This is a genomic window from Bacteroidota bacterium (assembly GCA_037133915.1).
Lineage (GTDB): Bacteria > Bacteroidota > Bacteroidia > Bacteroidales > CAIWKO01 > JBAXND01.
Window position 1 is genome coordinate 1 of record JBAXND010000072.1, and the last position, 14675, is coordinate 14675.

Below are 14675 nucleotides of genomic sequence, written 5' to 3' on the forward strand. Positions count from 1 at the left end.
TTTGTTGCGGTTTGCAAAATAATATTCTGTATTTTTATCGGACAATAGTGAAAAAAATTACCAGTTCTTTTCAAAATTTGAATTTGTTCCTTTCTCCTTTTCTTTTTCAAGCTTATCACGGGTATTCTTTTCCTGATTCATCAGGGCATTCAGCATGCGTTCTGCATCCTCTTTAGATATCTGCCCCTGTTGTTGCTGTTGCTGCTGCTGTTTTTCCTTATCCTTGTTCTGTTGCTCCTTATTCTGCTTGTCTTTATTCTGCTGGTCCTTGTTCTTGTCGTTCTGATCTTTGTTCTGGTCCTTATTTTGATCTTTATTTTGTTGATTCTGGCTTTGCTGCTGTTGTTGTTGTTGCTGTTGCTTCAGCATTTTCTTAGCATATTCCAGATTATATTTTGTATCCATATCGCCCGGATTCACCCTCAGTGAATTCTTGTATGCTTCAATGCTCTCTTCGTATTTTTTTTGCTGCAGCAGAGTATTTCCGAGATTATGATATGCTTTTGAAATCACATCTTTTCCGGCATCTGATTTCGCAATGTTTTCAAAGATGCGTGACGCTTCATCATAGTTTTTCTGTTTATACATGGCATCACCCAGATTGAACTGTGCTTTGTAATCTGTGGCATTTTCGGCCATTGCTTTGCGATAGTTAATCTCAGCTTCCTTATAATCTCCTTTATCGTAATTTTTATTGCCTTCGCGAACCATTTTCAGCGATTTCTGTGCAAACGACGGCATGCATGCTAACAACAGCATCGCTACAAAAGCAACAATAAAGCATTTCATATGTTTTATTATTTCAGCCATCCCATCCATTATTTTAATTTTCTGTCAAATAAATTTATGTTACGCGTAAGCTTTGTCCGGCGTTCAAAAATAAGCAATTCTGCAATGATGAAGAACAGTGCAACCATCATGAAATAAGGGAACAAGTCTTCGTAATCCGAAAAAACATTGGCTTCATATTCACTCTTCTGCATCTTGTTTATCTCATCATAAATAACATTCAAACCCACCTCACTGCCCGTGGCTCTCACATAAGTGCCTTTGCCTGTTACAGCAATCTTTTGCAGCATAGGTTCGTTGAGTTTAGTTACGACCGTATTGCCTTCATTGTCGCGAAGAAACTGCAATTGATTTCCCTCAAGGTCAAGCGGAATAGGCGCACCGCCTGGACTTCCCATACCGATGGTGTGAATAACGATACCCATTTTTGCAGCTTTTTCGGCAGATGTCAATGCATCATCTTCGTGATTCTCTCCATCGGTAATGATAATGATTGCCTTTTTGTTTTTGCTCACGGAACTGAAAGAAACGGAGGCAAGATCAATAGCGGCTCCAATGGCAGTTCCCTGAGCGGGTATGAGGTCGGGCGCAGCACTGCTCAGCATCATTTTTGCGGCAGCATAATCGGGCGTTACGGGTACTAAGGTTTGTGCTCTACCCGCAAACACCACGATTCCAACCTGGTCGCCATCAAATTTTTCTATCAGTTTGGAGATGGCCATTTTCGCCCGTTCAAGCCTATTTGGCTTGATATCCATGGCACGCATACTATTTGAAATATCGAGGGCTATCACAATATCAACCCCTTTATGTTTTACCTTTTCAACTTTAGAACCGCTACGTAAGTTAGCAATACCTGCTACCAGAAACACAAAAGCCAGCATCAGCAGAATAAACTTAAACACCGGTCTGTTCTTTGAGCGATCCTTTATCATAGCCGCAATCACTTCTATATCGCCAAAGCGTTTCAATGCTTTTGTTTTCCATCTGACCGCAAAAAAATACAGCAGAACGAACAGCGGTATCAGCAGCCATCCGAACAGGAAAAAAATATGTTGAAATTCAAACTGGGACATTTTATAAGTTGTAAGTCAAAAAAGTTGTAAGTCGTAAATTAAAAAATAATCGCAAATAGTACTTGAAAATTAATCAGGGAATTTTCTTAAAAACAGTCAATTTTAATAGTATTTCCAACAGAAAGAACCCCGCTGCAAGCAGTGCAAAAACAAGATATTCCTCTTTCTTTTTCGTAAATTTTGTTACGTCAATTTTTGATTTCTCAAGTTTATCAATCTGTTTATAAATCTCATCGAGTTTTTGTTTATCGGTTGCCCTGAAGTACTCTCCGCCTGTAGTTTGCGCGATATTGCGAAGCAGGTCTTCATCAATCTGCACTTCGATGTTCTGGTACTGAATTCCGAAATTAGTCTGAAACGGATATGGCGCCATACCTTTTGTTCCAACTCCGATAGTGTAAACACGCACACCAAATTTCTTCGCAATTTCAGCGGCGGTCATTGGATCCATGGAACCCGTATTGTTGATACCGTCGGTAAGCAATATCACTACCTTGCTGATGGCTTCGCTTTTGCGAATATGATAAACCGAAAGCCCCAGCCCGTCGCCGATGGCCGTACCATCAGCAATAACACCGCTCTTTACAGACGAGAACAACGATTTAAGTCTTGTATGATCGATGGTAAGCGGGCATTGCATAAATGCTTCAGAACTAAAAATCACCAGACCGATACGGTCATTGGGTCTTCCGTCAATAAAATTCATTGCCACTTCCTTCGATGCATCGAGACGATTGGGTTTGAAATCTTCCGCAAGCATACTGCCTGAAATATCCATAGCAAGCAGCATATCAATTCCCTCAACTTTGAAATCATTCCGGTCAAAACTTGTTTGCGGACGCGCCAGAATAATTATAATAAGCGCTACCGTAAGCATCCGCAGTATAAACGGCAGGTGCCTGATACGCTGACGAAATGTTTTGGCTGTATTGGAAAATCCCTCTGAACCGGACACGCCAATTTCAGGGGTATTACTGTTATTATAATACCAATAATGTGCGATGAGCACAGGAATCACCGCCAGTAATATAAAGAAAAACGGCCGGGCAAAACAAATTTCAAAATACGGAATACACATCGCTTTATTCGTTTATTACCGGTTCATTACTATTTTTATCGGTCGCCGATGAATTTCCATTCGCTTTATCCTCCTGTTTTGTACGTGTTACAAAGGCAACAGCATTTTTCATGGCAAGGTCATTTTCATCGGGCAGTGGCTCAAATTTCGCAAACTTCACCATATCGGTCATCTGTAATACTTTTCGCAATAGGTCGCGGTCATCTGTTGAAATTCCGCTTAAAGCAAGCGTTTCGAGAATATCAATAGTTATCATTTCCATTGCAATGACACCAAAGCGTCCTTCGATGTAGGTCCGCAAAATATCGGAAAGCCGACTGTGGTATTCTTTGGTTTTTCCGTATTGCCACAGATGCGCTATGCGCAGCTTTTCCAGTTCGGCAAGTGCGGTGATATGAGCCGGAATCTTTGGTTTTGACGGCAGCACAATGAGCGCTTTTTTATTTTTAAGTCGCAGATAAACATATATTCCCAAACCTGCCAGAAGCATTATTCCCAATGCCAGTAACAGCCATGGTAAAATTTCGCGAAACGTGAGAGGCGCTTTAAGCGGTGGCTTGATGTCTTTAAATTCAGCAGTTGTGTCAACAGCTAAGTTGCGCACCATAATCATAACCGGACCCGTTTGTGCAAAACGTTTTGTAGTATCGCCCGGCTTCTGGTACATGAATGCGACAGGTGGAATGGCAAAATAGCCGGAATCGAAGCAGGTCAGGGTGAGCGTTTGGCTTATCGTAGAATTTGTCCTGTCTGCACTGTACACCGTATCAAATTTTGAGCGTGCAATCACTTCAATACTTTTTGTAAGAGTATCGCTCAATGCCGGCCAGTGCAGAATATAGGACGCAGGAAGTTCAACCGACACCTTCAGGTGCACCTGGTCGCCGATAAGTACGGCCGAAGAATCCAGTTTTGCGAAAGCCTTAACGTTCTGTGCATAGCTGTTCGCATTTGCAGCTATTAAAATGAATACGAACACTATTTTCTTCAGCCACGCAGCGCTCATCGGGATATTATTTGTGCAGTATTTTTTCATTAAAAACGTGCGCCTCTTTTTTTGAAAATCCTCGTTATTGCTTTGATATAATCTTCTCCGGTACTCACCGATGCCACGTCAATTCCGCATTTGATAAACACATCATTAAGCATACGCTCTCGTTTTGACCAGGCATAATAATAGCTTTCGCGGAAATCGCGCGAAGATGTATCTGCCCAGTATTGCTTTCCTGATTCGAGGTCGCGAACGCGAATCAGCCCGACGTCAGGCATTTTCATTTCGCGGCGATCGTTAATGCGGATGCCAATTAAATCATGTTTGCGTGCCGCAATTTTGATTGCATCGCTGAATTTATCGTCCATAAAGTCAGAAACAAGAAAAGCAGTACATCGCTTTTTAATGGCATTCGTAAGGTATTTCAATCCTTCAGAAATCGATGTTTCGTGACTTTCAGGTTCAAACCTCAGTAATTCTCTGATAATTCTGAGTATGTGTGAACGCCCTTTTTTAGGCGGGATGAACTTTTCAATTTTATCACTGAAGAATATCACACCTACCTTATCATTATTTTGAATAGCCGAAAAAGCAAGTACAGCTGCTATTTCGGTAACAAGGTCACGTTTGAGTTGCGCGTTTGTACCGAAAGAATTGCTACCACTCACATCAATAAGCAGCATCACGGTAAGTTCGCGCTCTTCTTCAAATATTTTAATGTAGGGGTGATTGAAACGAGCAGTAACATTCCAGTCTATTGAGCGGATATCGTCACCGAACTGGTATTCGCGTACTTCGCTAAAAGCCATACCGCGCCCTTTAAAAGCGCTATGGTACTGCCCCGAAAATATCTGGTTGGTGAGTCCACGCGACTTAATCTCTATCTTACGTACTTTCTTTAGCAGTTCAGCCGTTTCCACAATTCTTCCAATGTTGAATTAATTACTGAATTCCATTCACAGCCTCGCCTAAGGTACTTCAACGGTATTCAGAATTTCGTTGATAATATCCTCAGTAGTGATGTTCTCTGCTTCGGCTTCGTAGGTGAGACCGATGCGGTGGCGCAGAACATCGTGGCACACTGCACGAACATCTTCGGGATAAACGTATCCTTTTCTTTTTATGAATGCGTATGCTTTGGCGGCCATAGCCATGTAGATGCTTGCACGTGGAGATGCACCGTAATTAATCAATCCCTGAAATTTCTTAAGGTTATATTTTTCAGGATAACGCGATGCGAACACAATATCCGTAATATAATTTTCTATCTTTTCATCCACATACACTTCACGGACAATATTTCTGGCATTAAGGATATCAGCGGGTTTTATGGCTACATTGGTTGCAGTATTTTTTGCTGTCACATTCTGCCGCATAATCAATTTCTCTTCTTCCTTAGAAGGATATGAAATGATGACTTTGAGCATAAACCGGTCAACCTGTGCTTCGGGCAGCGGATAGGTTCCTTCCTGTTCAATGGGATTTTGCGTAGCAAGTACCAGAAAAGGCTCGTCGAGCGGGTAGGTACGATCACCAATGGTGACTTGTTTTTCCTGCATAGCCTCGAGCAGGGCGCTCTGCACTTTTGCCGGAGAGCGGTTTATTTCGTCGGCGAGAATAAAGTTAGCGAAGATGGGTCCTTTGCGCACCGTGAATTCTTCATTTTTTTGGCTGTAAATCATTGTCCCGACAAGGTCGGCAGGCAGCAAATCAGGAGTAAACTGTATCCTGTTGAACTTCGCATCTATAATGCCTGCGAGTGTTTTTATGGCCAGTGTTTTTGCAAGTCCGGGCACCCCTTCAAGCAAAATGTGACCATTGGACAGCAGCCCGATGAGCAGTCGCTCTACCATGTGTTTTTGTCCCACAATGACTTTACCCATTTCCGCTGTGATAATATCTACAAAGGCGCTTTCCCTTTGTATTCTGTCGTTCAATTCGCGGATATCAATTACTTCTTGCATAGAGTTTATTATTTTTTGTAAAAATTGACTGCAAAAATATTAAGAGGCTCATGATATGTCAAGCACTCATTGTTAAAAAATGTTAAGGCTGCTGTTAAAATTTGTTAAGCACAAAACGTTTGAAATTTGTGTTTATTATAACATTTGTTTTTAGACTCCAAAATTTCATACTTCGATTGCGATTATCCATAAAAAAAATGTACACATATTCAGTTGGTTGCTCAATACAGCATTTTAAACTTAAATAAAACGCATTGGGCAAGCACAGGAAATCCCGGAGCTTATAAGAGGGTATTTTCTTTGTGGAAAAGAGGCTTCATAAGGCGTTCAAAAACGCCCGACAGCCACGCCATGGCCATTCCGGAACTCGTGACCGGAATTCCTGCATCGACAGCAGGTTTGAGATAATTCACCATTTGACCGCGTGTTAATGAACAGCCGTCACATTGAACAATCATTGCAAATTTGCTCAGGTCAGTTTTTAAACCAACAAGCGTAGGCGTTACAGAGAAATCAAGTGCTTTACCTGAAAACCGGCATATACGACCTGCAAGATCGGCGCGCACTTCATCATTGCACGAAATTCCCAGGCCGCATCCACGTAAAAATAAAATTGCATCTCCGTCCTTAAGTTCAGAAAGTGCAGGTGTTCCTTTCAGTAAATGTTCAAAATTACCTTTGTGGCGACTGTTGAGAATGCTGAAACTTGAAAGCACTGTATCCCAAGGAAACATATTGTGGGCACGTTGTAAAAAATAATCTTCGACCACGACCAATCTGGGTCTGGGAATAAGTTTGCGCCCTGTCCGCTCGGCCTCACGTTCTTTTACCACAGCCACCAAAGCATCTGTTTCAAGTGCGTCGTGCAGAAGCTGCAGCTGAATCGTCTGCAGATGCCCGGCTGCACCTTCACCATCGGCACCGGTAATCAGAAGCACCAGTTCACCCGGTTTTATCATATCGGCCACCATTGATTTTTGCAAATAGGCCGATTCGGGAATTGCTCTTTTAATTGCTTTTACAAGAGAAACTGTATTTACCGGAAAAAGGGAATTATAGTCCACAACCTCTGTTTGAAATGCCTTCTCAATCATGTTTTTCATTTGCTGCGTAAGTTCAGCAAGGTCGCTGCGATTGTGCACTACAACAAAAGGTACCGAGAACTCGAGAAATCGTTCAATAAGTTTACGTTCAGGTTCGGCAAAAAGATTGTCGGAAATTACGAGAATGGCAAGGTCAACGGATTTAAGCGTATCCAGTGTCTTAATCATTTTCTTTTCACCCGCGTCACCTACTTCATCAATACCGGGTGTATCAAAAATCATCACGGGACCAATGCCGGGAATAATCATGGGTATCATTACGGGTTCTGCGGTGGTACCCGAAATCTCGGATACCGGAGACAACTCCCGTTCTGCAAGGGCATTTATCAATGAACTCTTACCATTATTTCTTCGTCCGAAAACGCCCAGACCCGGTTTCGATGATTTTGTCATTCCCCGCTATTTTGTCACAAAACTAACGCATTTAGAAGATAAAAGCAAATGATGCACCTATTGAAAATTTATTAATCTTTTTATAGGGTATTCGCTACAAAGAAATTCCAAAGTTTATCGTCGGGTGGCTGCGCTGTAAGCACCACTTCTTCTTTCTTCACAGGATGAATAAAGGAAACGCGCCGTGCATGCAAACAGATAGATGCGTCCGGGTTTGAGCGTGAATAGCCGTATTTCAAATCGCCTTTTATGGGGCAGCCAATAGCAGCCAGTTGTGCTCTGATCTGGTGGTGGCGGCCGGTATGCAGCTCCACTTCCAATAAGTAATATCGTTCACTCGACGAAATAACTTTATAGCTGAGTTCGCTGCGCAACGCATCTTTCGCGTTCTCATGGGCTATGTATGATTTGTTTTCTTTTTCTTTCCGAAGAATAAAATGCACCAGACGATCGCTGTCTTTGGGCGGTTTTTCTTTTACAATTGCCCAGTACGTTTTTTTTATCAGATGGTCGCGCAGCATCTCATTCAAACGGCTCAGGGCTTTGCTGGTGCGGGCAAAAATTACAATACCCGAAACCGGGCGGTCAATGCGATGAACCACTCCCAGGAATGCTTCGCCGGGCTTGTTGTATTTTTTTGCGATATAGATTTTCAGCAGTTCACTCAGCGGCAAATCACCGGTTTTGTCGCCCTGCACAATTTCAGATGGCCGTTTGTTTACGGCAATAATATGATTATCCTCAAAAATTACATCGGGTGGTAAAGATGGGTGTTTTTGCATCATTGGAAATTATGCGGCAGTTACAGGCGTATAAAATTCAAATCAATATTGTTCGCGATCGTTTGGAAAATCTACGGCTTTTACGTCTCGAATATAAGCGCTCACTGCACCCCTTACCTCTTCAATCAAATTATGATAGCGACGTAAAAAACGGGGTGAGAATTCCGTATTCAGACCCAGCATATCGTGCAGCACCAGCACCTGTCCATCAACACCGCTTCCGGCTCCAATACCAATAGTGGGTGTATTAATCTCGCCGGTTACCTGAGTTGCCAGTTTCGCGGGAATCTTTTCAAGTACAATGGCAAAACAGCCTGCTTTATCAAGTAAATGCGCGTCTTCAATAAGTTTTTGAGCTTCTTTATCATCAGTAGCACGAACAACATAAGTTCCGAATTTATGAATGCTTTGCGGGGTAAGCCCGAGGTGCCCCATAACCGGTATACCGGCTGAGAGTATCCGGTCAATAGAATCCAGCACTTCGCGTCCGCCTTCAAGTTTCACGGCATCGGCGCCTGATTCTTTCATAATCCGAATGGCAGATGAAAGCGCCTTCTTTGAATTTCCCTGATACGTACCAAATGGCATATCAACAACCACCAGTGCACGTTTAACGGCACGCATAACGCTTTCGCCGTGGTAAATCATCTGGTCGAGGGTAATAGGCAATGTGGACGAATGACCTGCCATTACGTTTGAGGCTGAATCGCCCACTAAAATCACGTCAATGTCGGCACTGTCCAGAATGCGGGCAAAGGAATAATCATAAGCCGTAAGCATAGCGATTTTTTTTCCGCGCAGTTTCATTTCCTGCAAAACATGCGTTGTAACTTTGTTTATCCTGCTTGCACCTTCTGTTGACATGGCGTTGAGATTTATTAAACGGTGAGTAGTTTTTTCCTGACAGGTATTAATTTCTTCGCAGCAAAATTAGGAATGTATTGCAGAACGGGCAAAATAATTCCTGATTATTTCAAAAATGATGACTTTGGCTCCTGCCATTTGTTAATAATTCTATACATTTGCTGCAATAAATCAAAAAGGAATGAGTTTATTCAAGCTAAAGAAGCTTAGTGTGATGAAACGTGTTTTTTTTACGTTGCTGACTATATTACTAATAGGTGTGCTCAATTCGTGCAAAACGGATTTTGACATCAATGCCGAACAAAAGGATATTACGGTGGTTTATGGTCTTCTGGATCAGGCAGAAACAACACATTACATCAAAATCACCAAAGCGTTTTTAGGAGAGCAAAATGCGCTGGTAATGGCTACCGACCCGGCCAACAGTAATTACAATTCTGAAATTCAGGTCAAGATAGAAGAATATAACAATGGCACGCGCACCTGGTTTGCCTATTTGAACGATACCATTATTAATAACAAAGAATCAGGTGCATTTTACAGTCCCACACAAAAAGTATATGTTTTTCATAAAGCCTTGAATGAGGACAGGCGTTACAAGCTCACGATAACCAATACCGAAACGGGCAAAGAAGTAACGGCAGAAACATTGCTGGTGAAAGATTTTAACATTCTTTCCCCATTGTATTATTCCATAAATCCCCAAATCAGTTTTATTACCCCTGCAGGTAAATATATCGATGGTGAAGCGAAATGGGATGGAGCGGTGAACGGGCGACTTTACGAACCAACAATCCGCTTTCATTATACCGAAATCAATAAAACGACCCTTGCAGTTGATTCTACAAAATATGTTGACTGGATTTTACCTTCGCAAAAATCGGCCAAGCTCGATGGCAAAGAAACCCTGCTAAGCAGTTACAACGGAGAAACCTTTTTTAAAATTCTTCAGGGTGCCATTAAAGTCGACAATAATCTTGAACGCAAAATCGGCAAGGTGGATTTCATGTTATCCGTTGGCGGTGATGAACTTAGCACATACATTGATTTAAATCGTCCTTCCACAAGCATCATTCAGGAAAGGCCCGTTTATACCAACATCGGTAACGGCATCGGAATTTTTTCATGCCGTCATACTAAAGTTCTCCGTGGCTTTTCGATGTCCGGGCTTACTGCAACAGAGGTTATTAACGGGCAATACACTTCAGAATTAGGATTTGTACCCTGACAAAGGATATTTTTTTTTTACATTTCGTGACAGATTAAAATAAAAATTTTACCTTTGCACACCATTTTAATAGAATTTTTAATATTATTATATTATGTATCTGACACCTGAATTAAAAAAGAATCTTTTTAAAGAATACGGAAAATCAGAATTTGACACCGGCTCATCCGAAGGACAAATAGCGCTGTTTACGTTTCGCATTCAACATCTTACAGGTCACCTGAAAGAAAAAAAGAAAGACACCGTAACCCGCCGTTCACTGGTTCAGCTTGTAGGTAAAAGAAGGCGGTTACTGGATTATCTGAAAGAAAAAGATATTGAACGCTATCGCAGCATTATCAAAAAACTGAATATCAGGAAATAAGATAATATTCTCAATAAAGGAAAAGGCAATTAACCAATTGCCTTTTTTTGTATTTTTAACGCACTTTTTAGTCCATTTTATTAAACGTAAATTTTATGACAGTACAAGGAATTTCAAAAAGCTTCACATTGGATGATGGAAGGACCATCACGATTGAAACAGGCAAGCTGGCAAAACAAGCTGACGGCGCAGTTGTCGTAAGGATGGGTAATACCATGTTGCTTGCCACAGTAGTTTCAAAAAAAGAAGCCGCACCCCATACCGATTTCATGCCCCTTTCCGTAGATTATCAGGAAAAATACGCCGGAACAGGTCGTTTCCCCGGCGGATTTTTTAAACGCGAAGCAAGACCCTCAGAATACGAAATATTGATTTCACGCCTTGTTGACCGTGCACTTCGCCCCCTCTTTCCAGATAATTATCATGCAGAAACACAGGTTCTTATCACCATGATATCGGGCGAAACAGACGTTTTACCCGATGCACTTGCATGCCTTGCCGCTTCTTCAGCTTTGATGGTTTCTGATATTCCCTTCCACGGTCCTATTTCGGAAGTACGCGTTGGCAGGGTTGCCGGAAAACTTACCATCAACCCAACAATTACCGAACTGCAGAGCGCAGACATCGATATTATGGTGGCAGCCAACATGAAAGATATTATGATGGTTGAAGGCGAATTGAAGGAAGTTTCGGAAAACGACCTCGTTGAAGCCATGAAATTTGCACACGAAGCTATTAAAATAGAGTGCCAGGCACAGCTCGACCTTATGGAAATGGTTGAGAAATCAAAAGTTAAACGCGAATACAACCACGAAGAGAACGACGCCGAACTGGAAGCTGCCATAAAAACTTTTGCATTTCAGAAGGTTTATGATATGGCATCAAAAGGCATTGCAAACAAACATCAGCGCAAAGCTGAACTGGATGCCATTGCCGAAGAATTTCTTGCAACAATGACCGAAGAGGATAAAGCTGCAAAAATGCCCATGTTCAAACGCTATTTCCATGCAATTGAAAAAGAAGCCATACGCAATTGCATGCTGGATACCCGCAAACGTTTAGACGGACGCGTACTTGACGAAATCAGACCCATATGGTGCGAGGTGGATTATTTACCCACAGCTCATGGTTCTGCAATTTTTACACGCGGCGAAACACAATCACTGACTACAGTTACCCTTGGTTCCAAACTCAACGAACAAATTGTTGACGGAGCTACCATAGAAGGAAAAACAAACTTCATGCTGCATTATAACTTCCCTCCATTTTCTACAGGCGAAGTGAAACAAATGAGAGGCCTTGGCCGACGCGAAGTAGGACACGGCAATCTGGCATTACGTGCATTGAAATTTGTACTGCCCGGTGGTGAAATTAATCCTTACACCGTTCGCGTTGTTTCCGATATCCTTGAATCGAATGGTTCATCATCAATGGCAACTGTATGTGCCGGCACACTCGCGCTTATGGATGCAGGCGTTAAAATACCCAAACCTGTTTCAGGTATAGCCATGGGACTTATTACCGATGATAGTGGCCGCTACGTTGTTCTTTCAGATATTCTTGGTGACGAAGATCATCTTGGCGACATGGACTTCAAAGTTTGTGGTACCCGCGATGGTATTACAGCCTGCCAGATGGACATCAAGATTGAAGGTCTCAAATATGAGATTCTTGCCGAAGCGCTGGAACAGGCCCGTCGCGGTCGTTTATACATCATGGATAAAATTACCGAAGTGATGCCTGCTCCCCGCGAAGACTACAAACCTCATGTACCACGCATCGTCAAGATGACCATTCCTAAAGAATTCATCGGTGCTGTGATAGGCCCGGGTGGCAAGATTATTCAGGAAATGCAGAACGACACCAAATCAACCATTGTTATTCAGGAAATGGGCGAATTTGGCATCATTGATATCGTTTCAAACAACCTCGATTCAATCGAAGAAGTGAAACGCCGTATAAAAATGATTGTTGCTCAGCCTGAGATTGGTGAGATTTACAAAGGTGTTGTAAAAAACATTCAGGCATTTGGCGCCTTCGTTGAAATTCTTCCGGGAAAAGACGGACTGCTGCATATTTCGGAAATCGACTGGAAACGCATCAAAGAAGTAGAAGAAGTACTTCATGTTGGCGATACTGTTGAAGTAAAACTGATTGAAGTTGACAAGAAAACCGGCAAGATGAAGTTATCGCGCAAAGCCTTACTTGAAAAACCGGCAAACGAATAAATTTTCAGAATACTTTCTTTGCTGAAAGCACCCTTTAACAAGCAACTCCTGTCCTGTATCCATAGGAAAAAGGGAGTTGCTTTTTTATTTTCTCCCCTAAATTATCAAACAGCATAATAAGCAAACTTGCTGAAACCTTTTATACATGCTCTGCGTACACAACCCGATTTTATCAACAAACTGAACAACGTATGAGGCAGTTAAAAATTACAAAGCAGGTTACCAACAGGGAAACAGCATCACTTGACAAGTATTTGCAGGAAATCGGCAAAGTTGAGCTGATAACGGCAGAAGAAGAAGTGATACTTGCACAACGCATTAAACAAGGCGACATTTTAGCACTTGAACGGCTTACGAAAGCCAATCTGAGATTTGTTGTTTCCGTATCAAAACAATACCAGAATCAAGGACTGAGTCTTCCTGACCTTATCAACGAAGGCAATCTGGGTCTGATAAAAGCTGCACAGCGATTCGACGAAACACGCGGTTTCAAATTTATATCATATGCTGTATGGTGGATTCGTCAGTCGATATTACAGGCTCTGGCCGAACAATCGCGTATTGTACGACTCCCTTTAAATAAAATAGGTGCGATAAACCGCATCAATAAAGCGTTTGCCGCTTTTGAACAATCGAATCAGCGCGAGCCGAATCCGGAAGAAATTGCTGAACTGCTTGATATATCAGAAGCAGAAGTAAAAGAATCGATGAAGAATTCGGGAAGGCATGTATCAATGGACGCACCCATGATCAGTGGCGAGGACACCACGATGTATGATATGCTTCGCAGTGAAGACGGGCAAACCCCTGAAGACGGATTGTTGTTCGACTCGCTGAGAAAAGAGATAGAGCGCGCCATTTCAACGCTTACTCCGCGCGAAGCCGATGTTATCAGGTTGTACTTCGGTTTGAACGGCAAGCACCCACTTACACTTGAAGAAATAGCGGAACAGTTCGACCTTACAAGAGAACGCGTACGCCAGATAAAAGAAAAAGCCATTCGAAGGCTTAAACATACTTCGCGCTGCAAAAATCTGAAATCCTATCTCGGATAATCCGCCGGATTAAGGTATTTTTGAGGGCAAAACTAACTTGATATGGCTGTTCTGATAGCACCCTCACTCCTCTCTGCCAATTTTGCCAATCTTGGTGCCGACATTGCAATGATAAATCAGAGCGATGCCGGCTGGCTTCATCTTGATATCATGGACGGAGTGTTTGTACCCAATATTTCATTCGGTTTTCCCGTTATCAAAGCAGTTGCGGCACTTTCCAAAAAGCCGCTCGACCTGCATCTTATGATTGTTGAACCGGAACATTATATCAATCGTTTTGCCGAAGCAGGCGCTCATGTAATAAGCATTCACTACGAGGCCTGCCGTCACCTTCACCGTGCCATTCAGCAAATAAAAGCAGCAGGTGTAAAGGCCGGCGTTGTGCTAAATCCACATACTCCCGTAAGCATGCTGCATGATATCATTACCGATGTTGACCTTGTTCTGCTCATGTCGGTAAATCCGGGTTTTGGCGGACAAAAATTCATTGAACACACATACGCCAAAATAAGTGAGTTGAAAAATCTAATCCTTCATTCACAATCAGAAGCAAAAATTGAAATCGACGGAGGAGTCTGTATTGAGAATGCGCCAAAACTAATCACCGCCGGAGCCGATGTCCTAGTTGCAGGAAACTCCGTGTTTTCAGCCAAAGACCCTGTGAAGGCAATAAAAGAGTTGGCAGGGAGATGAACTCCATAAAAGGAAATCACTGTTGTCCGGTAAAAGTTTGAAAGAAGCCGAAGCATAAGCCCGGCTT

Annotated in this window: 14 protein-coding genes; 5 read left to right on the plus strand and 9 right to left on the minus strand. The window is 42.4% G+C overall.

Features of this window, described 5'->3' with window-relative positions:
- Nucleotides 1-57 precede the first annotated feature (57 nt).
- The 9 genes from WCM76_15710 to panB all read right to left on the minus strand — a co-directional run bounded on the left by WCM76_15710 (nt 58) and on the right by panB (nt 9040).
- Nucleotides 58-789 (minus strand): tetratricopeptide repeat protein, encoded by a 732-nt coding sequence (locus WCM76_15710; protein ID MEI6767078.1) that lies wholly within the window; start codon nt 787-789, stop codon nt 58-60.
- 29 nt (nt 790-818) lie between these two features.
- Nucleotides 819-1865, minus strand: a complete 1047-nt coding sequence (locus WCM76_15715) for a VWA domain-containing protein (GenBank protein MEI6767079.1) — start codon at nt 1863-1865, stop codon at nt 819-821.
- 73 nt (nt 1866-1938) lie between these two features.
- Nucleotides 1939-2922, minus strand: a complete 984-nt coding sequence (locus WCM76_15720) for a VWA domain-containing protein (protein ID MEI6767080.1) — start codon at nt 2920-2922, stop codon at nt 1939-1941.
- 25 nt (nt 2923-2947) lie between these two features.
- Nucleotides 2948-3979 carry a hypothetical protein gene (locus tag WCM76_15725; protein ID MEI6767081.1) on the minus strand — a complete coding sequence of 344 codons (1032 nt, stop codon included), beginning with the start codon at nt 3977-3979 and terminating at the stop codon, nt 2948-2950.
- Nucleotides 3979-4854 (minus strand): DUF58 domain-containing protein, encoded by an 876-nt coding sequence (locus WCM76_15730; GenBank protein ID MEI6767082.1) that lies wholly within the window; start codon nt 4852-4854, stop codon nt 3979-3981. The genes WCM76_15725 and WCM76_15730 overlap by 1 nt, the downstream gene beginning before the upstream one ends.
- A gap of 48 nt (nt 4855-4902) precedes the next feature.
- Nucleotides 4903-5898: an AAA family ATPase gene (locus WCM76_15735; protein ID MEI6767083.1), complete on the minus strand. Its 996-nt coding sequence runs from the start codon at nt 5896-5898 to the stop codon at nt 4903-4905.
- Nucleotides 5899-6179: 281 nt separating this feature from the next.
- Nucleotides 6180-7394 (minus strand): GTPase, encoded by a 1215-nt coding sequence (locus tag WCM76_15740; protein MEI6767084.1) that lies wholly within the window; start codon nt 7392-7394, stop codon nt 6180-6182.
- 80 nt (nt 7395-7474) lie between these two features.
- Nucleotides 7475-8179 (minus strand): RNA pseudouridine synthase, encoded by a 705-nt coding sequence (locus tag WCM76_15745; GenBank protein ID MEI6767085.1) that lies wholly within the window; start codon nt 8177-8179, stop codon nt 7475-7477.
- Nucleotides 8180-8218: 39 nt separating this feature from the next.
- Nucleotides 8219-9040 (minus strand): 3-methyl-2-oxobutanoate hydroxymethyltransferase, encoded by an 822-nt coding sequence (gene panB / locus WCM76_15750; protein ID MEI6767086.1) that lies wholly within the window; start codon nt 9038-9040, stop codon nt 8219-8221.
- 181 nt (nt 9041-9221) lie between these two features.
- Here panB and WCM76_15755 point away from each other — a divergent pair, with 181 nt between their 5' ends.
- The 5 genes from WCM76_15755 to rpe all read left to right on the plus strand — a co-directional run bounded on the left by WCM76_15755 (nt 9222) and on the right by rpe (nt 14608).
- The gene (locus tag WCM76_15755) at nt 9222-10268 is read left to right on the plus strand and encodes a DUF4249 family protein (protein MEI6767087.1); all 1047 of its coding nucleotides are present in this window, start codon (nt 9222-9224) and stop codon (nt 10266-10268) included.
- Between the two features lie 94 nt (nt 10269-10362).
- Entirely contained in the window at nt 10363-10632 is a 270-nt protein-coding gene (gene rpsO / locus WCM76_15760) for a 30S ribosomal protein S15 (GenBank protein ID MEI6767088.1), read from the plus strand.
- Nucleotides 10633-10727: 95 nt separating this feature from the next.
- On the plus strand, nt 10728-12860 hold the full coding sequence (gene pnp / locus WCM76_15765) for a polyribonucleotide nucleotidyltransferase (protein MEI6767089.1): 2133 nt from the start codon (nt 10728-10730) through the stop codon (nt 12858-12860).
- Nucleotides 12861-13051: 191 nt separating this feature from the next.
- The gene (locus WCM76_15770) at nt 13052-13915 is read left to right on the plus strand and encodes an RNA polymerase sigma factor RpoD/SigA (protein MEI6767090.1); all 864 of its coding nucleotides are present in this window, start codon (nt 13052-13054) and stop codon (nt 13913-13915) included.
- 42 nt (nt 13916-13957) lie between these two features.
- Nucleotides 13958-14608 (plus strand): ribulose-phosphate 3-epimerase, encoded by a 651-nt coding sequence (rpe, locus tag WCM76_15775; GenBank protein MEI6767091.1) that lies wholly within the window; start codon nt 13958-13960, stop codon nt 14606-14608.
- Nucleotides 14609-14675 lie beyond the last annotated feature (67 nt).